Below are 20,500 nucleotides of genomic sequence, written 5' to 3'. Positions count from 1 at the left end.
GGCTCATGAAGATCCTCATTTCCGCGGACATGGAAGGCGCCACCGGCGTGACCTGGCCTGCGGATGTGCTGCCGGGGACGAGTCAGTGGGAGCGCTGCCGTCACCTGTTCACCTCCGACGTCAATGCGGCGATCGCCGGATTCTTCGACGGCGGCGCCGACGACGTGCTCGTCAATGAGGCGCATTGGACGATGCGCAATCTGCTGCTGGAGCAGCTGGACGAGCGGGCGCAGATGCTGACCGGGCGGCACAAGTCGCTGAGCATGGTCGAGGGCGTGCAGCACGGCGACGTGGACGGCATAGCCTTCGTCGGCTATCACACGGGCGCCGGTACGGAAGGCGTGCTGGCGCACACCTACCTCGCCAATTCGATCACGGGCGTATGGGTCGACGGGACCCCGGCGAGCGAGGGCTATCTGAACGCGCTCGTGGTCGCGGAGTACGGCGTGCCGGTGGTCCTGGTGACCGGCGACGACCGGACGTGCGAGGACGCCAAGGGGTACGCACCCGGGGCGCGGGGCATCGCAGTGAAGGACTATGTGTCGCGGTATGCGGCGGTCTGTCGGCCGCCCGCGCGCACGGCCGCGGACATCCGGGCCGCGGCCCGGGAAGCGGCGGCGCTGGCGCGGCGGCACGAGCCCGTGCGGCGTGGTCCGTTCACCGTGGAAGTGGAGTTCGACGCCGAGCACTTGGTGGGCGCCGCCACCTGCGTGCCGGGCGTGGAGCGCAGCGGCACCCGCCGCGTCAGCTACGAAAGCCCGACCATGTACGAAGGTATCCGCTGCTTCAAGGCGGTCACCACCCTCGTCTCGTCCGCCGTGGAGGAGCAGTATGGCTGAGCAGATGATCGATGTGGAGGACGCGATCGCGGGCGAAAGACCCGCGCCGGGCATCCGCCGGGACAGCGCGGTGGATGCCCAGGCGCTGGACGAAGTGGTCCGCTTCACCTCCGAGCTGATCCGCATCGACACCACGAACCGCGGGAGCGGGGACTGCCAGGAGCGCCCGGCCGCCGAGTACGTCGCGGAGCGGCTGGCCGAGGCCGGGATCGAGCCCACCCTGCTGGAGCGCAGCCCGGGCCGGACGAACGTCGTGGCGCGTATCGAGGGCAGCGATCCGGGCGCCGACGCGCTGCTGGTGCACGGCCATCTGGACGTGGTGCCCGCCGCGCCGCACGACTGGAGCGTGCACCCGTTCTCCGGCGAGATTCGGGACGGCGTCGTCTGGGGCCGCGGCGCGATCGACATGAAGAACATGGACGCGATGGTGCTGGCCGCCGTGCGGGCCTGGGCGCGGGCCGGCGTCCGGCCTCGGCGGGACATCGTGCTGGCCTTCACCGCGGACGAGGAGGCCAGCGCCGAGGACGGCTCCGGCTTCCTCGCCGACGAGCATCCGGGCCTCTTCGAAGGGTGCACCGAAGGCATCAGCGAGTCGGGCGCCTTCACCTTCCACGCGGGCGACGGGATGCAGCTGTACCCCATCGCGGCGGGGGAGCGGGGCACGGCCTGGCTGAAGCTGACGGCGACGGGCACGGCGGGCCACGGCTCCAAGGTGAACGGCGCGAACGCGGTGAGCCGGCTCGCCGCCGCCATCGCCCGCATCGGCGAGCACGAGTGGCCGGTGCGGCTCACCCCCACCGTCCGCGCCGCGCTGCGCGAGCTGGCCGCGCTGCACGGCGTCGAGGCCCGGCTGGACGCCACCGATCCGCACGACCTCGCGCGCGACGTCGACGCGCTGCTCGCCGCGCTCGGCCCGGCCGCCGATCTGGTCGCGCCGACCGTGCGCAACAGCGCCAACCCGACGATGCTGGACGCCGGTTACAAGGTCAATGTGATCCCGGGAAGCGCCACCGCCTTCGTGGACGGGCGGGTGCTGCCCGGCGGCGAGGAGGAGTTCCGCACCACCCTCGACCGGCTCACGGGCCCCCATGTGGAGTGGGAGTTCCACCACGGCGAGGTGGCGCTGCAGGCCCCGGTGGACGCGCCGACGTACGCCGCGATGCGGGCCTCGATCGAGCGCTTCGACCCGCAGGCAAAGGTCGTGCCGTACTGCATGTCGGGGGGCACGGACGCCAAGCAGTTCTCCCGGCTGGGCATCATGGGGTACGGCTTCTCGCCCCTCAAGCTGCCCGAGGGCTTCGACTACCAGGCGCTCTTCCACGGCGTCGACGAGCGGGTGCCGGTGGAGGCACTGCACTTCGGCGTGCGGGTACTGGACGACTTCCTGGTGCGCAGCACGGGGTGACCGCGTCGGGCCGGACCGGGGGTGAGCGCCCCGGCCCGGGCGCCGCTGACATGGACCGGACTGACCGAACGGACTGAGAGGAACACCGCCATGGTGACCACGGCGCCCTACGGAGCCTGGCCGTCGCCCATCGACGCCCGGCTGGTCGCCGCCCACGACGGCCGCCCCGAGTACCTCGGCGTCGTGGGCGACGAGGTGTGGTGGACCGAGCCGCGCCCCGAGGAGGGCGGCCGCCGGGCGCTCGTCCGGCGCACGCCGGAGGGCGCGGAGGAGTCGGTGCTGCCCCCGCCGTGGAACGTCCGCAGCCGGGTCATCGAGTACGGCGGCCAGCCCTGGGCCGGCGCCCCGGACGCGGACGGCGCGCCCCTCGTCGTCTTCGTCCACTTCGCCGACCAGCGGCTGTACGCGTACGCGCCGGACGGCGGCGGCGAGCCGCGCCCGCTCACTCCGGTCTCCGCCGTCGGCGGCGGCCTGCGGTGGGTGGACCCGGTCGTGCTGCCGGAGCGCGGCGAAGTGTGGTGCGTGCTGGAGGAGTTCACGGGCGAGGGGCCGACCGACGTGCGCCGGGTGATCGCCGCCGTGCCGCTGGACGGCTCGGCCGCACAAGACCGGGGCGCCATACGGGAGTTGAGTGACGACCGGCACCGCTTCGTCACCGGGCCGCGGCTCTCCCCGGACGGCCGCCGCGCCGCCTGGATCGCCTGGGACCACCCCCGTATGCCGTGGGACGGCACGGTCGTCATGGTCGCCGAGGTGACGGAGGACGGCGCGTTCACCGGCGCCCGCGCCCTGGTCGGCGGCGAGGACGAGTCCGTCGCGCAGATCGAGTGGGCGGCGGACGGCTCACTGCTGTACGTCTCGGACACCGACGGCTGGTGGGAGCTGCGGAGCGCCGACCCGGACCCGGCGGCGGTACGAGCGGGAGCGGGGGACGGCACGGTGACCGGCCGGCGCCTGTATCCGGTCCAGCGGGAGGAGTTCGGCGGGCCGCTGTGGAAGGTCGGGCTGCGCTGGTTCCTGCCGCTGGAGGGCGGCACCATCGCCACGCTCCACGGCCACGGCACGAACTGCCTCGGCATACTGGACCCGGTCGCCGGCGAGCTGGTCGACGCGGTCGGGCCGTGGACGGAGTGGGCCCCCTCGCTCGCCGTGCACGGCACCCGCGTCATCGGCATCGCCGCCAGTCCGCGCAGCGCGTACGAGATCGTCGAGCTGGACACGCTGACGGGCCGCTCGCGGGTGATCGCCGCCCGGCACGTCGACGCGCTGGACCCCGCGTACTACCCCGAGCCGCAGATCCGCACGTTCACCGGCCCCGACGGCCGGGACATCCACGCCCACGTCCACCCGCCGCACAGCCCCACCCACGCTCCGCCGGACGGCGAGCCGGCCCCCTTCGTGGTGTGGGCGCACGGCGGCCCCACCGGCCACGCCCCGCTCGTCCTCGACCTGGAGATTGCCTACTTCACCTCGCGCGGCTTCGGCGTGGCGGAGGTCAACTACGGCGGCTCGACGGGGTACGGCAGGGAGTACCGCGAGCGGCTGCGCGAGCAGTGGGGCGTGGTGGACGTCGAGGACTGCGCCGCGGTCGCCCGGGCGCTGGCCGACGAGGGCACCGCCGACCGCTCCCGGCTCGCGATCCGGGGCGGCAGCGCCGGCGGCTGGACCACCGCGGCCTCGCTGACCGGCACCGACCTCTACGCCTGCGGCACGATCAGCTATCCGGTACTGGACCTGGCGGCCTGGGCCGGCGGCGAGACCCACGACTTCGAGTCGCAGTATCTGGAGTCGCTGGTCGGCCCGCTCGCCGAGGTCCCCGACCGGTACCGCGACCGCTCGCCGCTGCATCAGGCGGACCGGATCTCCGCGCCGTTCCTGCTGCTCCAGGGCCTGGACGACGTGATCTGCCCGCCCGCGCAGGCCGAGCGGTTCCTCGCCGAGGTCGCCCGCTGCGGCATCCCGCACGCGTATCTGTCCTTCGAGGGCGAGGGCCACGGCTTCCGCCGAGAGGACACCATCGTGCGCGCCGTCGAGGCCGAACTGTCCCTGTACGCGCAGACCTTCGGCATCGCGCGTACGGACGTGCCGACGCTGGAACTGGGCAAATGACCGTGCTGCGGGGGATCCGGCCGCCCCGGCTCCGGCCCGGCGACCGGGTGGCCGTCGTCGCGCCGAGCGGCCCGGTCGCCTCCGAGCGGCTGGACGCCGGCCTCGACATCCTGCGCGGCTGGGACCTCGACCCGGTACTGGTGCCGCATGTCCGCGCCGGACACGGGGAGTTGACGTACCTCGCGGCGCCGGACGAGCGCCGCGCGCGCGACCTCCAGGACGCCTGGTGCGACCCGGCGGTGGCGGCGGTGTTCGCGGCGCGCGGCGGGTACGGAGCCCAGCGCATGGTCGACCTGCTGGACTGGGAGGCGATACGGGCGGCGCCGCCCAAGCCGCTGATCGGCTTCAGCGATGTGACCGTCCTGCACGAGGCGTTCGCGCTGCGTGCCGGGGTGGCGACCCTGCACGGCCCGGCGGTGGCCGGCGAGATCTTCCTCAAGGACGAGCCGACCCGGGACCACCTGCGACGCACGCTCTTCACCCCCGAGGACCCGGCCGTCACGACCCTGGCCCCCGGCACGGCGCGCACGCTGATACCGGGCCGGGCGCGCGGCGTCACCTTCGGCGGCTGCCTGGCGCTGCTCGCGAGCGAGACGGGCACGCCGGGCGCCCGGCCGGACGCGGCGGGTGGCCTGTTGCTGCTGGAGGACGTGGGCGAGGCGCCGTACGCCATCGACCGCGCGCTGACCCAACTGCTCCGCTCCGGCACGCTGACCGGCGTGACCGGCGTCCTGCTCGGTTCCTGGGCACGCTGCGGCCCGTACGAGCGGGTCCGTGCGGTACTGACGGACCGGCTGGGCGGCCTCGGGGTACCGGTCGTCGAGGAATTCGGCTTCGGCCACGGCGACTCGGCACTGACGGTACCCCTGGGCGTACCGGCCACACTCGACGCGGACGCGTGCACCCTGACGTTCGACGTACCACCACTGACCTGACGACTCCGCCGGCGCGGGCCGTCAGCCGGGCTTGGCGGCGATGACCGTGTCGAGCATCGCGCGGGACGCCTGCAGCTCGCCGATGGCGCGGCTGATCCGCTCCCGTTCCTGCTCCAGCCGGGCGACGAGATCCGGACAGGTGGGCAGGAGACGGCCGTCGTCCGTACGGACGCAGGGCAGTACCTCTGCGATCAGCGAGGTCGTGAGCCCCGCCGCCAGCAGGCATCGGATACGGCGCACCGTTTCCACGTCCGCCTCGTCGTAGACCCGGTAACCACTCGGCAGTCGCCGCGGTGCCAGCAGGCCCTGCTGCTCGTAGTAGCGCAGCAGCCGCTCGTGGACTCCCGTACGCCGGACCATCTCCTTCATCCGCACGTGGTTCGCCTCCCGGCGCTGCTACTTGACTCTGACATTGGTGTCAGAGTTTAGCGTCGTCGCCATGAACGCTGAGCACTCACAGCACTCACAGCACGCCCTTCCCACCCCTCACCTCGACGTCGTCGTCCAGGGCAGCGGTCCCGCGCTGCTGCTCGCGCACGGTGCCGGTGGTGGCATCGCGGGCAACTTCGGTCTGGTCCTCGACGATCTCGCCCGCGACCACACCCTCATCGGCCCTCACTACCCGGGTGCGGGCGGCTCGCCTGTGGCCACCGAGCCGCTGGATCTGGACGTACTCGCCGACCAGCTGGTCGCCGCCGCTGTCGCGGCGGGGCAGGAGTCGTTCGCCGTACTCGGCGAATCGCTCGGGAGCGCCGTGGCCGTCCGGGTCGCCACCCGGCATCCCGCACGGGTCAGGGCGCTCGTCCTCACCGCCGGGTTCCCGGTCGCGGACCCGGTTCTGGCGCTGGCCGCGAACCTCATCAAGTCCCTGGCAGATGCGGGCCGTTGGGAAGAGGTGGCCCGACTCGCCTGCGTGTCGTGCTTGTCGCGGGCGGACCTGGCGGACCTGGCGCCGTCCGATCTCGACGCGCTGGTGGACCGGACCCTGGACGGGATGCCGCCGGGGATGGTGGACCACTTCGACCTGGTGTCCCGCGTGGACGTCCGGGCGGACCTCGGAAAGGTGTCCGCGCCCGCGCTGGTGGTGGCGCCGATGGGCGACAGGCTGGTCCTCCCGGACAGCTCGTACCGCTTGGCGGCCGGCATCGCGGGCGCCGAGCTGATCGAGCTGCCCGGCGCGGCCCACATCCTGAACGAGGCCGACCGCGCGACGTGGCTGCGGCACGTCCGAAAGTTCCTCGGCGCTCTCCCCGCGCCGGTCACTCTTGCCGAGCCCGTCAACTCCCCCGTGACCAGCGGTAACTGACTGGCAAGTAATATCTTCTGTCACCACCGTTGACATGTCCGAAATGCATGCCGGACCATGAGCGCGCCGTACTGACTGGTAGGTATGGCGTGTCTCTGTGGAGGTCAGCGTGTACCCAGCAGTGTCCCGCCCCGTTCTGCGCACGTCCCTCGCCCTGTTGGCAGCCGTCTCTCTGGCAAGCCCCCTCGCGCTCGCGGCGCCGGCGGCCGCGGTCGCCGATCCGTACGACGTCACCGCCCTGAAGCTGACCGTGCGGGCCGGCGACCGCGACTGCACGGTGGACGCCGATCTCTACCGCCCGGCCGGCGTCGACGCGGCGCACCCCGCGCCCGCCGTGCTGACCACCAACGGCTTCGGCGGCAGCAAGGCGGACGGCTCGACCGCCGCCACCGCCAAGGCCTTCGCCGAGCGCGGCTACGTCGGCCTGGCCTACTCCGGCCTGGGCTTCGGCAAGTCCGGCTGCCCGGTCTCGCTCGACGACCCGCGGATCGACGGTCAGGCGGCAAGTCAGCTCATCGACTTCCTCGCCGGTACGCGCACGGCGGACGACGGCACCCGCGTCGACTACGTCACGAAGGACAGCGGCGCCGGAAAGAGTGCCGATCCGCGCGTCGGGATGATCGGCGGGTCGTACGGCGGCGCGATCCAGCTGGCCACCGCCTCCGTCGATCACCGCGTGGACGCGCTCGTCCCCCTGATCACCTGGAACGACCTGGCCTACGCCTTGGACCCCAACAACGCCGACCAGCCGGCGGGCAGCGTCAGCAACGACGTACCCGGTGCGTACAAGCACCAGTGGACCAACGGGTTCTTCCTCATCGGCGAGGCGCAGGGGCTGCTGAACCCGAGCCTGGACCCGTCCCGGCTCGGCGGCGCCGGCTGTCTGCACTTCGTCGCCAAGGCGTGCGAGACCAAGCGCTGGCTGGACTCGGGCCGGTATACCGACGACAGTAAGCAGTCGATCCTCGACTACGCGCGCAGCGTCAGCCCCGTCTCGTACCTGAAGTCCGTCAAGGCACCGACGCTGCTGGTCCAGGGCCAGGCGGACAGCCTGTTCAACCTCAACGAGGCGGCGGCCACCTACCGGACGCTCACGGCGCAGGGCACCGAGGCCAAGATGATCTGGCAGTCCTGGGGCCACAGCGGCGGCATGACCGACCCGGCCTCCGGCGAACTGAATCTCGCCGAAGGCAACTTGGACACCAGCTACGTCGGGCAGCGCATCCTGGCCTGGTTCGACCGCTACCTCCAGCACAAGAAGGGCACCGACACCGGGCCCGCGTTCGCCTACTACCGGGACTGGATGCCGGTCGGGCAGACGTACGGCACGTCGGCCGCCTTCCCCGCGAGCGGCGACGCCTGGAAGCTGTACCTCTCCGGCGACGGCAAGCTCGTCGACAACCGGTCGAAGGTGGCGCGCGGCAGCCGCGAATACCGCAACGGGCTACTGCCCACCAGCCACTCGGAGAGCTCGCTGGCGGGGCTCATCGGGCTGAAGGACCCCGAGCCGTACGACCTCAAGGGCAGCTACCTGGGGTGGACCTCCGAGCCGGTCGAGGGCGCGCCCGTCGACGTGGTGGGCGCCCCGAAGGCGACCCTGAAGGTCGTCTCGCCGCGCACCGAGCGGGTGCAGAACTCCGGCGACGCGGCCGACAAGCTGGTCCTCTTCGCCAAGCTGTACGACATCGCGCCGGACGGCTCCAAGACGCTCGTGCACCGGCTCGTGGCGCCCGCGCGGGTGCCGGACGCGACCCGCCCTTTCACCGTCGAGCTGCCCGCCATCGTGCACCGCTACCAGCCGGGCCACCGCCTGCAGTTCGTCATCGCGGCGAGCGACACGGCGTACTACGGCAACCGCGGCATCAAGCCGGTCACGGTCACCAGTGCGCCGAACGACACGGGGACGCTCGAACTCCCGCTGGCGGGCCAGTAGCCGGTAGCCGGCAGCCAGTAGGCGGGCGGGTCAGTCCTCCGCCACCGTGATCGCCTGTACCGGGCAGGCGCGGGCTGCCTCGTGCACGAGGGGGTCGGCCGGGGCGTCCTCGGCGCGCGGCAGCAGCGCACTGAAGCCGTCGTCGTCCTGGGTGAAGGTCTTGGGCGCGGTGAGGGCGCACTGGCCCGCGCCGATACAGATGTCCTTGTCGATGCTGATGTGCTGGGTCGTCGGCATGGTCGGTCCCTGGAGTCCGTGGGTGGCTTGTGGGGGAGGGGCCGGCCCGGCGCGGTGGTGGTGCTGCCGTGTCGGGGACGGGGCCGGCCGGTGGAGCGGTGAGCGGTACTACGCGGGTCTGCGGTACTGCGCGGTGAGCGGTTCTACGGGGTCAACGACTACCAGGCGACGGGGAGTTCCACCATGCCCTGGAGGGTGTCGCCGGGCTTGAACGGGATCTCCTCGGCGGGTGCCGCGAGGCGCAGGCCGGGGAACCGGGCGAAGAGCGAGTGCAGCGCGATCTCCAGCTCGGCACGGGCGAGGTTCTGGCCCAGGCATTGGTGGATGCCGAAGCCGAAGGCGACGTGGTGCCGGGCGGAGCGGTCCCAGTCCAGCTCGTTCGGCGCGTCGTACGCCGTCTCGTCACGGTTGACGAGCGAGGTGGACAGCACCACGCCATCGCCGGCCTTCACGGTCACGCCGCCGACCTCGATGTCCTCGGTCGCCACCCGCAGCATCCCGTCCGCGATGGACAGGTACCGCAGCAGCTCCTCGACCGCGGTGGGCATGAGCGACGGGTCGGCGCGCAGCGCCGCCAGCTGCTCCGGGTGCTGGAGCAGCGTGAACGTGCCCAGCGAGATCATGTTGGCGGTCGTCTCGTGCCCGGCCACCAGCAGGATCATCGCCATGTTGACCAGCTCGTCGCGCGGCAGGTCGCCGGTGCGCAGCCGGTCGGCGATCAGCTCGTCGAGCAGCCCGTCGCCCGGCTCGGCCTCCTTCTGGGCGATCAGGCCGCCGAAGTACGCCTCCAGGTCGTTCCTGGCTTTCATGGAGTCGCTCGCGGCCGGGCCGCGCAGCAGGCGCCGCGACGCGTCCTCGAAGAACTCGTGGTCGGCGTACGGAACGCCGAGCAGCTCGCAGATGACCATGGACGGCACGGGCAGGGCGAACGCCGAGACCAGCTCGGCCGGCTGCCCGGCGGCCACCATGTCATCGAGCAGCCGGTCGACGATCTCCTGGATACGCGGTCGCATCGCCGCGATCCGCTTCAGCCCGAAGCTGGGGATCAGCATCCGGCGTTGGACGTTGTGCTCGGGGTCGTCGACGCCGAGGAGCGTGGCGCGGCTCCGCGGCTCCTTGCGCAGCGCCTCGAAGCGGGCGTTGGGCATCGGGAAGTCCGGGTTGAGCCGGTCCGACGACAGGCGCTGGTCGGTGAGCAGGGCGCGCGCCTCCGCGTGCCCTGTCACGACCCACACTTCCCGGCCGTCGTAGAGGTGGACACGGGCGAGCGGCCCCTGTTCGCGCAGGGGCTCATAGGCGGTGGGCGGGTGATAGGGACAGGCGCGGTCCTGCGGAAACGCGACCGTTTCCGCCACCGCTTCCGATATTGCTTCCGACACGGCGTACCTCCGGTGCAGTGACTCGGATGTGCTGCTTCTCATTTCATGCGATGTCGGTAGATGTCGCTACGTGAAGTTCGGCCAAGCGGGTTGGTATTGCCGCGAGTTGGCGGTCTCGTCTGGTAGGGGGCGGCTGAGCAGCGGGTACGGGAGGGGGCCCGGGTGCCGGCCACCTTGCGGGGTGCGGGGAAGGGGTGCCGACCCCTCCGCGGGGCCGCGCCTACGGGCCGGGCGTGGCCGAGATGCGTCGCATACGGCGAGCGGTTCGCGCCGTTCCGGACGCGCGCACCACCCGAAGCGGCACTCTTCTCGTAGATGGCACTCAGTGCCACACTGGCGGGATGAACGACGACGTGGGATACCGAGGTGACGCGACGGACCCGGTCTGGGCCGCGCTCGGCGGCCCGGCCGGACTGACCGGACGGGTGCGCTACGCCGGTGCGCGCGGGCTGCTGCCCGCGCGGCTGCCGGTCATGGACCTGGCCAGGACGACCGTCGCGGTCTGCGCACTGGCCGGCGCGGAACTCGCCGCGGCCCACACCGGCGGCCCCGTGCCCGCCGTGACCGTCGACGACGGCGCCGTGGCCACCGCCTTCCTCAGCGAACGCCACCTGCGCATCGACGGCCGGGCGCCCACGGCCTTCGCGCCGCTCTCCGGCTTCTGGCACACCGCCGACGGCCGACTGCGTACCCACGCCAACTACCCGCACCACCGCGACCGCCTGCTCGCCGCCCTCGGTCTGCCCGGCGACGCGGGACCCGAGGCGCTCGCGGCCGAGCTCGCGGGGCGGAGCGCCGAGGAGGTCGAGGAGACCGTGTACGCGGCGGGCGGCCTGGCCATCGCCGTACGGGACGCCAAGGAGTGGGCCGCCCACCCGCAGGGCGCCGCCGTGGCCCGCCGCCCGCTGCTCACCCTCGCGCCGCTCGGCGCCGCCACGCCGCCGGTCCGGCCGCCGGGCCTGGCCGGCGACCCCCTGCTGCCCGCCGCCGGGCTGCGCGTACTGGACCTGACGCGGGTGCTCGCCGGGCCGGTCGCCACCCGTACGCTCGCGCTGCTCGGCGCCGACGTACTGCGCATCGACGCGCCAGGGCTGCCGGAGAGCCGGGACACGCACGGCGACACCGGCTTCGGGAAGCGTTCCGCCGTACTGGATCTCGGCGCGCGGGCCGGGCGGGCGTCCTTCGAGGAGCTGCTCGCGCTCGCCGACGTGGTCGTCACCGGCTACCGCCCTGGCGCCCTGGACCGCTTCGGGCTGGCCCCGGAAGCGCTCGCCGAGCGCCGCCCCGGCATCGTTGTCGCGCGGCTGTCCGCATGGGGCGACTACGGCCCGTGGGGCGGCCGCCGCGGCTTCGACAGCCTCGTCCAGGCCGCCACCGGCATCGCCGTGACCGAGGCGGCGGCCGACGGCATGCCCGGCGTGCTGCCCGCCCAGGCGCTGGACCACGGCACCGGCTACCTGCTGGCCGCCGCGGTGCTGCGGGCGCTCACCGAGCGGTCCCGTACGGGCGGTTCGCGGCTGGCGACACTCGCCCTCACGCAGACCGCCGCGCTGCTCACCGACGTCCTGCCGCGGCGCGCGCCCGGCACCGCCGACGCGTTCGACCCGGAGGCCCGGCTCGCCGACGCCGACAGCCCCCTGGGCCGGCTGCGGCACGCCCTGCCGCCGGTCTCCTTCGCCAATGGCCCGGTCAACTGGTCGCGCCCGCCGAGTAATTGGGGCAGCGACGCGCCGACGTGGTGGTGAGTACCGGGGATCGGGCCCCGCTGCCGACCTCGGGGACAGCCGGGCTTCCGGCCCGGTCGGCCCCGGGGGCACGCGCTCCGGGGACACACCCCCCGGACGCACAGCGCACCCCGCACACCTGACCGATATCATCCGATGATGGCCGACGACCGACACCCCGCGCCCGCGTCCGTCGCCGCGGGGCAGCCCGACCCGTACCTCGCCCGCGGCCACCGCGTGGGCATCCGGCCGTTCCGGCGGGCGGACCGCGCGGAGTTCACCGCCCGGGCGCGGGAGAGCGCGGAGCTGCACCGGCCCTGGCTCTTCCCGCCCGCCGACGAGTCGTCCTACGACGCGTACTACGCCCGGCTGCAGGAGCCCTCGCGCGCGGGCTTCCTGATCTGCGGCCTCCAGGACGGCGGCCGGATCGCGGGCTACCTCACGATCAACAACATCGTGCAGGGCGGCTTCCGCTGCGGCGCGGCCGGCTACGGCGCCTTCGCGCACGCCGCGGGCCGCGGGCTGATGAGCGAGGGGCTGCAGCTGATCCTGCGGTACTCCTTCGGGCCGCTCGGCCTGCACCGCATCGAGGTCAACGTCCAGCCGGAGAACACCGCCTCGATCGCGCTCGCCCGCCGCAACGGCTTCCGGAAGGAGGGCTATTCGCCCGACTTCCTCTTCATCGACGGGGCCTGGCGGGACCACGAGCGCTGGGCCATCACCAGCGAGATGATGCCCCCGGAAGGCCCGTGATCCCCGCATCGCCGGCCCGCTCTCTCAGCGCCGTTTCCGGTTGATCTTCATCGTGTCCATGTCCGTGGCCGAGGAGCGCAGGTCGCGGTAGCCGTACCCGGCAGCGCGCAGCGCGTTCTCGGCCTTCTCCTCGGCGAGCGCGGCCGCCATCTCTTCGCCGTCCGCCGCGTCCGAGACGATGACGTACCGGTAGGCGAAGGATGTCATCGAGGGGTCGCACGCGAGTGCCCCTTCGGGCGTGAACTGCAGCTGCGCCAGGCCCTGCTCGTCGGCCTCGGCCCGCAGCCGCGCTCCGGCCTCCTCGGTCAGCCCGTCCCACTTGCCGCGCACGATCACGCGGTAGGTGTGCTCGGCGGCCATCTCGTCCGTCCTCGTGGCCATCTCGTCCGTCCTCGCCTTCGCCGTGCCGCACGCCAGCGGCATACGGGCTGCGTCATACGGTGTACGGGGCCAGCATCCATCATCCACCGGCGCCGTGTCGCGCGAATTGTTCGGGTTGTTCGCGAACTGTTTTTTGCGCAACCCTGACCGGAGGACGCCCTGTTCAGTACGGCCGGGAGCAGGTTCCATGGTCACCAGACGGCCGCCGTGACCAGGGCGGCCCCGTCCGACTGCGAGGCACTGTGGCCACGAGTGTGCGACGCACCACCCTCTCCCTGCCCGCGGCGGCCGTCGGCCCCGACAACCCGCTGCCCGCGCTGGCCGGCCCCCGTGACGTGCACCGCATCACCGTCCCCCAGGACGCGGGCGTGCCCGCCGACATGGCCCGGCAGCTCTCCTACCGGCCGCTGGACTCCCTCTTGCCCGTACGCCGCAGGGACGGTTACGGCCGCGACCGCACCCCTACCGACCTCGACGCGCTCGTGATCGAGAACGACCGGCTGCGCGCCACCGTCCTGCCGGGCCTCGGCGGCCGCGTCCACTCGCTGCACCACAAGCCCACAGGACGCGAACTGCTCTACCGCAACCCGGTGTTCCAGCCCGCCGACTTCGCGCTCAACGGCGCGTGGTTCTCCGGCGGCATCGAATGGAACATCGGCGCGACCGGGCACACCACGCTCTCCTGCGCTCCCGTGCACGCCGCGCGGGTGCCGGCACCGGACGGCGGCGAGATGCTGCGCCTGTGGGAGTGGGAGCGGCTGCGCGACCTGCCCTTCCAGGTCGACCTCTGGCTCCCGGACGGCTCCGACTTCCTGTACGTCGGTGTGCGCATTCTCAACCCCCACCACCACACCGCGCCCGTCTACTGGTGGTCCAACATCGCCGTCCCCGAGGACACGCGCACCCGCGTTCTCGCCCCCGCCGACGAGGCGTGGCACTTCGGGTACGAGCGCACGCTGCGCCGCGTCCCGGTCCCCGAGTCCGGCGGCGCCGACCGCACGTACCCGCTGCGCAGCGAGTACCCCGCCGACTACTTCTACGAGATCGCGCCCGGCGACCGCCGCTGGATCGCCTCCCTCGACGCCGACGGCCACGGCCTCGTGCACACCTCCACCGACACCCTGCGCGGCCGCAAGCTGTTCCTGTGGGGCGCGGGCCGGGCCGGGCGGCACTGGCAGGAGTGGCTGACCGAGCCGGGCACCCCCGGGTACGCGGAGATCCAGGCCGGGCTCGCGCGCACCCAGCTGGAGCACGTACCCCTCGACGCGGGCGCGGAGTTCGCGTGGCTGGAGGCGTACGGGCCGCTGGCCGCCGACCCGGAAGCGGTGCACGGGGCGGATTGGAGCGCGGCCCGTGGTGAGGTCGCGGACCGGCTCGAAACGGCGCTGCCGCGCGCCGACGTGGAAGCCGCGTACGCCGCCTGGCGGCCGTACGCCGACCTCGAACCGAAGGAGCGGCTCGCCACCGGCTCCGGCTGGGGCGCGCTGGAGGTGGCCCGCGCCGGGTACGACCTGCCGGGCACGCCGTTCACCGAGGACACCCTGGGCGAGGAACAACGGCCCTGGCTGGAACTGCTGCGCACCGGCGATCTCCCGCAGGGAAACCCGGAGGGACACCGGGGCGGGCACCCGGACGGGCACCCGGAAGGGCCGGGTCTGCCGGGCGCGTCGCTGGTCGCCCCACCCTGGCGCGACCTTCTCGAATCCGCGCGCCCGAGCCCCGCTTCCGACTACCACCTGGGCGTCGCCCAATGGCACGCGGGCGACCGCGCCCAGGCCGTCCGCAGCTGGGAACGCGCGCTCTCCCGCGGCCGCAGCTGCTGGCCGCTGTACTGCCTGGCGGTCGCGGAGGCCGCGGCGGGCGAGACGGCCCGGGCGGCGCAGCGGTACGCCGAAGCCGTCGCGTGCGCGGCCGAGGACACCGCGGAGGTGCGGCGCACCGTACTGCCCGCGCTCGCCCGGGAGGCGGTGCCCGCGCTGATCGCGGCGGACCGCGCCGACGACGCGGCGTCCGTCCTCGCCCGGCTGAGCCCGGCGGACCGCGCACGCGGCCGCTTCCGCCTGCTGACGGCTCAGGTCCTGCTCGCACAGGGCGACGTGGCCGGCGCCCGCGCGGTCTTCGACGAGGGCTTCGAGGTCGCGGACCTCCGGGAGGGCGACGAGACGCTGAGTGACACCTGGTACGCGATCGCCGAACGGCTCGTCGCCGGCGACGGCCCGGTCATGGATGAGGTACGCGCCCGGGCCCGCGCGGATCATCCGCTCCCCGAGCGGTACGAGTACCGTATGCGCCTGGCCTGAAAGAGGGCGCCCGGGGCCGTTCGTCACCCGTACGCGCGGCGAACGGAATGATCAGGCGGGGACACTCGTTGCACAGCAACATGAAGGCAATCACCACCGACAGCTATGGCGACCCCGATGTCCTCGCCCTCACCGACCAGCCCGACCCGAAGGTGGCGCCCGACTCGGTCCTGATCCGGGTCAAGGCGGCCGGCGTCAATCCGGTCGACTGGAAGATCCTCGCCGGCTACCTCGACCCGATCATGCACGTGCACTTCCCGCTGATCCCCGGGTGGGACGTGGCGGGCGTCGTCGAGGCGGTCGGCGCGGACGCCACCGAATACGAGGTCGGCGACGAGGTCATGGGGTACGTGCGCAAGGACGAGGTCCAGCACGGCACCTTCGCCGAGCTGGTCGCCGCGCCCGTGCGGACCCTCGCGCGCAAGCCGGCCGCGCTGGACTGGCGGCAGGCGGCCGGCCTCCCGCTGGCCGGGCTCACCGCGTACCAGGCGCTCAAGCGGCTGGGCGTGGGGCGCGGCGACACGGTGCTGGTGCACGCGGCGGCGGGCGGCGTCGGGGCGTTCGCCGTGCAGATCGCGGTCGCACAGGGCGCCCGGGTCATCGGCACGGCGAGCGAGCGCAACCACGACTTCCTGCGCTCGCTGGGCGCCGAGCCGGTGACCTATGGGGAGGGCCTCGCCGACCGGGTGCGCGAGCTGGCCCCGGACGGCGTGGACGCGGCGGCGGACTTCGTCGGCGGCGACGCGGTCGACGTCTCCCAGCAGGTACTGAAGGACCCGGCACGGGTGGCGTCGGTCGTCGACAACGAGGTCACCGGCAAGGGCGGCCACCTCGTGTGGGTGCGGCCGGACAGCGCCGACCTCACCGCGCTCGCCGAGCTCGCCGACGCCGGGAAGCTCACCGTCACCATCGACACGGCACTGCCGCTGGACCAGGCCGCCGAGGCGTTCCGCCGCAGCCAGTCCGGCCGCGCCCGCGGCAAGATCGTCCTCGACGTGTCCTGAAATCACGACCTGCCCCGAGAGCCCGTGTAAGCCGAGCCCGTACACAACGAGCTCGTACACAACACGGGCTCTGAGGCGCCGTCAGGTGATCGCCACCCGGTCCACGTACTCGAAGATCGAGCCGTCCGGGTGGCGGGCCACCATGTTGCGGCCGGCGGGGCCGGCGAGCGGGCCCGCGATGACCTGTCCGCCGACCGCCTTCAGGTCGTCCACCGCCTGGTCCACGTTCGACACCGCGATCGTCGCGGTGATCTTGCGGAGTACGGACAGCTCCGCCTCGGGGCCGCTCATCAGGAAGAAGCAGCCGACCGCGGCGACGGACACGCCACCGCGCTGGAAGCGCTGCGCCTGCGCGCCCGTCAGCCGTTCGTACACGGGAATCGCGGTGTCCAGGTCGTCGACGCACACGCGCAGTGAGGTACCGAGAATGTCCATGCGGAGGAGCCTAGTTGGCGTGGCCGGACAGCGCGATCATCCGACGAAGCCGCCAAAAGGACCTCCGGAAGGTCCTCACACGCGGCACAGGATTTCTCCGTGCAGCATGGAGAACCAGCCGTCCTCCCGGGCGCCCCACTCGCGCCAGGCGGCGCTGATCGCCCGCAGCTCCGCCTCGGTGGCGTGCCCGCCTTCGGTCGCCCGCCGTGCGTACGACGAGGACAGCGTGCGCTCCGCCCACAGGTCGCTCCACCAGGCGCGTTCCTCCGGCGTCGCGTAGCACCACGCGCTCGCCGTCGCCGTGACGGCCTCCGGGGCGAACCCCGCCGCCAGCGCCCAGGAGCGCAGCCGCCGCCCGGCGTCCGGCTCCCCGCCGTTGGCGCGGGCCACCCGCTCGTACAGGTCGAGCCACTCGTCCATGCCGGAGACCGACGGGTACCAGGTCATGGTGGCGTAGTCGCCGTCCCGTACCGCGACGATCCCGCCCGGCTTGGTGACCCGGCGCATCTCGCGCAGCGCCTGTACGGGGTCGCCGACGTGCTGCAGGACCTGGTGGGCGTGGACGACGCAGAAGGTGTCGTCCGGGTAGTCCAGTGCGTGGACATCGCCGACCGCGAAGTGGACGTTGGTCAGGCCGCGGTCGTCCGCGACGGCCCGGGCCTGCTCCAGTACGCCCGGCGCGTGCTCCAGGCCGGTCACCGAGCCGTCCGGCACCAGTGCCGCCAGGTCGGCGGTGATGGTGCCGGGACCGCAGCCGATGTCCAGGATCTTCATGTGCGGCTTGAGTGAATCCAGCAGGTAGGCCGCGGAGTTGGCGGCTGTGCGCCAGGTGTGCGAGCGCAGTACGGACTCGTGGTGACCGTGGGTGTAGACGGCGGACTCCTGCGACATGGCTGCTCCTTCGCATGCTCGATGCGGTCGTCAATGCGGTCGTCGATGCGGTCACGGCGCGGGGGTCGCGCCGTGATCACACCGTACGCCGCTATCTCGGATTATGAGAGCCCCGTCTCAGGATGTGATCGGCTCACTCCGGAAGCAGCCGATACACCACCAGCGCCTCGTTCTCCTTGTCGATCGTCAACTCCTGCGCTGCTGCGGTTACTTCGCCGTCGTACGCGAGGTCCGTGCCGGGTGCGAGGCCGCCGATCCGCAGCGTCCGCAGCCGTGCCTCGCTCAGGACGGGGGAGTGCCGCAGTGCGCCCGTCAGCGCCGCGGTGAGCAGTCGGGTGCGGGCCAGCCGGCCGCCGTGCACCATCCGTACGTCCAGCACGCCGTCCGCCAGGTCGTGCCGCCGTACCGGGGCCGAACCGAGCCCCCGGTAAGAGCAGTTGCCCACGAACAGCGTCCACAGCTCGCGCCGTCGGCCGTTGACCTCCACGGTCACCGGCTCCGCGGTGCGCAGCACCTGCCACGCGGCCAGCACTCCGGCCGGCCAGGCGCCGATCTTTCCGGCCCACTCCTCCCTGATCCGCACCAGCTCCGGGTAGGCGCCGATCGAGAAGGTGTTCAGGAAGTGCGTCGGCTCCTGCCGCGGCCCCGTGCGGAACCGCGCGAGGTCCACCGCGACGGCCTCACCGGTCTGCACCGCCCGGGCCGCCTCGGCCACGGTCTCCACGCCCAGGTCGTACGCGAAGTGGTTGTGCGTGCCGCCGGGCAGTACCGCCAGCGGTACGCCGTGCCGTGCCGCGACCGCCGCCGCCGCGTTGATCGTGCCGTCCCCGCCCAGCACGCCGAGCGCGCCCCCGCGTTCTGCGGCCCGCTCGGCCGCGGCCCGCAGCGCCTTGTCCAGCGGCTCCGCGCCCTGGTGGCCGCACTCGGTCACCTCGGCCCGCGGCAGCACGTCGTGGATGACCGGGGTCTGGTCGCTGTGCGCGCCGGTGCGCTGGCCCGAGCCCTGGTTGGTGACGACGAACAGCCCGTCGCCGTCCGGCAGCGCGGGCGCGTCGGCGCGCGGCCGGGCGGGCGGCGCCATCTGCGCGCGGGTCGGCGCGAAGCCGCGCACGGCGAAGGCCGCGCCCGCGCCGAGCGCGGCGCCCGCCAGCACGTCGCCCGGATAGTGCACGCCGGTGTAGACACGGGAGAAGGCGACCGAGGCGGCCAGCGGTGCCAGTGCCAGGCCCCACCACTTGTTCTCGAAGGCCACGCCCGTCGCGAACGCCGTGGCCGAGGCCGCATGCCCGGAGGGGAAGGACGTGGTGAAGGGCTGCCGCGCGAGCTGCCGTATCACCGGCACGGCGTCCAGGATCGGCCGCTCGCGGCGTACCGAGCGCTTGCCCAGGGTGTTCACGGTCAGGGACGCCACCGCCAGCGAGGCGACGCCGCGCAGCGCGGCCCGGCGCGCGGGCCGCCCGCCCAGCGCCGCCGCTCCCGCCGCCGCGCCCAGCCACAGCAGCCCGTGGTCGGCGGCGCGGCTCAGTTTGGGCAGCACCCGCTCGGCGCCGGGCCAGTGCCGGGTCGCGACCCCGTTGAACGTCCTGCGGTCCCACGTACTCAGTACAGTGCGCATGAGCCACATGTACCCCAGCGGGACCACCGCAGACGGTATGCGCCTGTCTGCCGGAGGAGTCACCGCAGACCCCACAGACCACACAGACGGCACAGGTGGCACAGACGGCACAGGCGGTGCGGACGGTAACGGCCCGTCGTCCGGACGGATCACCACCGACCCGGCGATCCGTCCGGCGCGGCCCGGCTGATGTCCGCCAGGGCCGAGTCGGGGTCCTGGTCCCGCGCCAGGTCACCGATGCTGACCATGCCCACCGGCGTGCCGTCCTGGACGACCGGCAGCCGCCGCACCGCGTTCCGGCGCAGCAGCGTCACCGCCGCCGAGACCGGCTCCTCGGGGCCGACCGTGACCGGTTCCGGGGTGCACACCGAGTGGCAGGGCACGCTGAGCGGGTCCACCCCGTCCGCCACCGCGCGCAGCACGATGTCCCGGTCTGTGACCACGCCCACCAGCTTGCCGCCCTCCGCCACCAGGACGTCTCCGATGTCGTGCGCGCGCATGAGCTGAGCCGCCTCCACCAGCGAAGCGTCGGGATGTACGGCTGTGACGGCCGGCGTCATGACTTCCCGTACCAACTGTGCCATTGCCTGATCGCCTTCTTCCTTCTCCTGCTCTCACGGCCGGCCTCCTGCAGGGGGAGTGCTGGCAGCAGTACCCAAGACGCTCCCGGCCATGCCCCTCGCGTGGTTCGATGGGCCGGTGATCAGACGTGGCGCGATGATCAGACGGCGCAGCGCGCGGGACCTGCCCGCGTGTGTACGCATCCTGCGCGCGGTGCACCTGCACAGCGGCTATCCGTACGCCTGGCCCGCCGACCCGGCGGGCTGGCTGACTCCGGAGGGGCTGACCGGCGCCTGGGTCGCCGAGGACGCGGACGGCCGCGTCGTGGGGCACGCCGCGCTGTGCGGGGGCGAGGTGAACCGGCTCTACGTCGCGCCGGCGGCGCGCGGCCGGGGCCTGGGCGACCGCCTGCTGGGCCACGTGACGGACGAGGCGGCGGCGCGCGGGCTGCGGCCCGTACTGGCCGTCAACGCCACGGACTCCGCCGCGATCGCGCTGTACGAACGGCGGGGCTGGCGGCCGGTGCGCACCGAACGCCAGGACTGGGGCGGGCCGGAGCCGGTCACCGTACGGCACTACGAAGCCCCACGGCACTACGAAGCCCCACGGCGCTGAGAAGCACCACTACGAAGCACCCACGACCGGTCGCCGGACGGTGGGCTGAAAAGCGGCTCGGCCCGGCGGTGGAGCGGC

General features: G+C 73.2%; 19 protein-coding genes. 11 read left to right on the top strand and 8 right to left on the bottom strand.

Annotation, left to right across the window (positions count from 1 at the left end; all coding sequences use genetic code 11):
- Positions 1-5 precede the first annotated feature (5 nt).
- From ACZ4MH_RS19660 to ACZ4MH_RS19645, 4 genes are all read left to right on the top strand, one after another.
- Entirely contained in the window at positions 6-839 is an 834-nt protein-coding gene (locus ACZ4MH_RS19660) for a M55 family metallopeptidase (protein WP_351596641.1), read from the top strand.
- Between the two features lie 4 nt (positions 840-843).
- Positions 844-2,244, top strand: a complete 1,401-nt coding sequence (locus tag ACZ4MH_RS19655) for a M20/M25/M40 family metallo-hydrolase (RefSeq protein ID WP_467754609.1) — start codon at positions 844-846, stop codon at positions 2,242-2,244.
- 90 nt (positions 2,245-2,334) lie between these two features.
- Complete coding sequence (locus ACZ4MH_RS19650; protein ID WP_351596647.1) at positions 2,335-4,353, top strand: S9 family peptidase; 2,019 nt, start codon at positions 2,335-2,337, stop codon at positions 4,351-4,353.
- On the top strand, positions 4,350-5,288 hold the full coding sequence (locus tag ACZ4MH_RS19645; protein ID WP_351596650.1) for a S66 peptidase family protein: 939 nt from the start codon (positions 4,350-4,352) through the stop codon (positions 5,286-5,288). Before ACZ4MH_RS19650 ends, ACZ4MH_RS19645 begins: the two co-directional genes overlap by 4 nt.
- Before the next feature lie 21 nt (positions 5,289-5,309).
- Here the strand turns inward: ACZ4MH_RS19645 and ACZ4MH_RS19640 are convergent, their stop codons facing one another.
- Complete coding sequence (locus ACZ4MH_RS19640) at positions 5,310-5,663, bottom strand: MerR family transcriptional regulator (RefSeq protein WP_351596653.1); 354 nt, start codon at positions 5,661-5,663, stop codon at positions 5,310-5,312.
- 64 nt (positions 5,664-5,727) lie between these two features.
- On the opposite strand from ACZ4MH_RS19640, the gene ACZ4MH_RS19635 reads away from it, so the two are divergent.
- Both ACZ4MH_RS19635 and ACZ4MH_RS19630 read left to right on the top strand, forming a co-directional pair.
- A complete protein-coding gene (locus tag ACZ4MH_RS19635; protein WP_351596656.1) occupies positions 5,728-6,594 on the top strand; it encodes an alpha/beta fold hydrolase in 867 nt (288 codons plus the stop codon).
- A 136-nt stretch (positions 6,595-6,730) separates the two neighbouring features.
- Positions 6,731-8,527, top strand: coding sequence for a CocE/NonD family hydrolase (locus ACZ4MH_RS19630; RefSeq protein ID WP_467754608.1), 1,797 nt, complete (start codon positions 6,731-6,733; stop codon positions 8,525-8,527).
- 30 nt (positions 8,528-8,557) lie between these two features.
- On the opposite strand, the gene ACZ4MH_RS19625 is transcribed toward ACZ4MH_RS19630, so the two are convergent.
- Both ACZ4MH_RS19625 and ACZ4MH_RS19620 read right to left on the bottom strand, forming a co-directional pair.
- Complete coding sequence (locus ACZ4MH_RS19625) at positions 8,558-8,764, bottom strand: ferredoxin (RefSeq protein WP_351596662.1); 207 nt, start codon at positions 8,762-8,764, stop codon at positions 8,558-8,560.
- A gap of 158 nt (positions 8,765-8,922) precedes the next feature.
- Positions 8,923-10,185: a cytochrome P450 gene (locus ACZ4MH_RS19620; RefSeq protein WP_467754594.1), complete on the bottom strand. Its 1,263-nt coding sequence runs from the start codon at positions 10,183-10,185 to the stop codon at positions 8,923-8,925.
- Positions 10,186-10,484: 299 nt separating this feature from the next.
- Between ACZ4MH_RS19620 and ACZ4MH_RS19615 the strand changes: the two genes are divergently transcribed.
- Both ACZ4MH_RS19615 and ACZ4MH_RS19610 read left to right on the top strand, forming a co-directional pair.
- Positions 10,485-11,888, top strand: a complete 1,404-nt coding sequence (locus ACZ4MH_RS19615) for a CoA transferase (RefSeq protein ID WP_351596665.1) — start codon at positions 10,485-10,487, stop codon at positions 11,886-11,888.
- A gap of 138 nt (positions 11,889-12,026) precedes the next feature.
- Positions 12,027-12,620, top strand: coding sequence for a GNAT family N-acetyltransferase (locus ACZ4MH_RS19610; RefSeq protein ID WP_351596668.1), 594 nt, complete (start codon positions 12,027-12,029; stop codon positions 12,618-12,620).
- Between the two features lie 24 nt (positions 12,621-12,644).
- Here ACZ4MH_RS19610 and ACZ4MH_RS19605 read toward each other — a convergent pair whose 3' ends face one another.
- A complete protein-coding gene (locus ACZ4MH_RS19605; protein ID WP_351596690.1) occupies positions 12,645-12,980 on the bottom strand; it encodes a DUF6204 family protein in 336 nt (111 codons plus the stop codon).
- A gap of 263 nt (positions 12,981-13,243) precedes the next feature.
- Here ACZ4MH_RS19605 and ACZ4MH_RS19600 point away from each other — a divergent pair, with 263 nt between their 5' ends.
- Together ACZ4MH_RS19600 and ACZ4MH_RS19595 are read left to right on the top strand one after the other, a co-directional pair.
- A complete protein-coding gene (locus ACZ4MH_RS19600; protein ID WP_351596670.1) occupies positions 13,244-15,301 on the top strand; it encodes a DUF5107 domain-containing protein in 2,058 nt (685 codons plus the stop codon).
- A gap of 80 nt (positions 15,302-15,381) precedes the next feature.
- Entirely contained in the window at positions 15,382-16,305 is a 924-nt protein-coding gene (locus ACZ4MH_RS19595) for an NADP-dependent oxidoreductase (RefSeq protein ID WP_351596673.1), read from the top strand.
- An 81-nt stretch (positions 16,306-16,386) separates the two neighbouring features.
- Here ACZ4MH_RS19595 and ACZ4MH_RS19590 read toward each other — a convergent pair whose 3' ends face one another.
- The 4 genes from ACZ4MH_RS19590 to ACZ4MH_RS19575 form a co-directional block, all read right to left on the bottom strand.
- The gene (locus tag ACZ4MH_RS19590; RefSeq protein ID WP_351596675.1) at positions 16,387-16,740 is read right to left on the bottom strand and encodes a VOC family protein; all 354 of its coding nucleotides are present in this window, start codon (positions 16,738-16,740) and stop codon (positions 16,387-16,389) included.
- Positions 16,741-16,815: 75 nt separating this feature from the next.
- Positions 16,816-17,631, bottom strand: a complete 816-nt coding sequence (locus ACZ4MH_RS19585) for a class I SAM-dependent methyltransferase (RefSeq protein WP_351596678.1) — start codon at positions 17,629-17,631, stop codon at positions 16,816-16,818.
- Between the two features lie 133 nt (positions 17,632-17,764).
- Positions 17,765-19,246: a phosphatase PAP2 family protein gene (locus tag ACZ4MH_RS19580; RefSeq protein ID WP_467754593.1), complete on the bottom strand. Its 1,482-nt coding sequence runs from the start codon at positions 19,244-19,246 to the stop codon at positions 17,765-17,767.
- 149 nt (positions 19,247-19,395) lie between these two features.
- Positions 19,396-19,830, bottom strand: a complete 435-nt coding sequence (locus tag ACZ4MH_RS19575; protein ID WP_351588196.1) for a CBS domain-containing protein — start codon at positions 19,828-19,830, stop codon at positions 19,396-19,398.
- 115 nt (positions 19,831-19,945) lie between these two features.
- Between ACZ4MH_RS19575 and ACZ4MH_RS19570 the strand changes: the two genes are divergently transcribed.
- Positions 19,946-20,422, top strand: coding sequence for a GNAT family N-acetyltransferase (locus ACZ4MH_RS19570; protein ID WP_351588193.1), 477 nt, complete (start codon positions 19,946-19,948; stop codon positions 20,420-20,422).
- Positions 20,423-20,500 lie beyond the last annotated feature (78 nt).

Source organism: Streptomyces sp. NPDC026301, from assembly GCF_055567935.1.
Note: the sequence above shows the minus strand (reverse complement) of the source record. Positions and strands in the feature narration are given on the sequence as shown.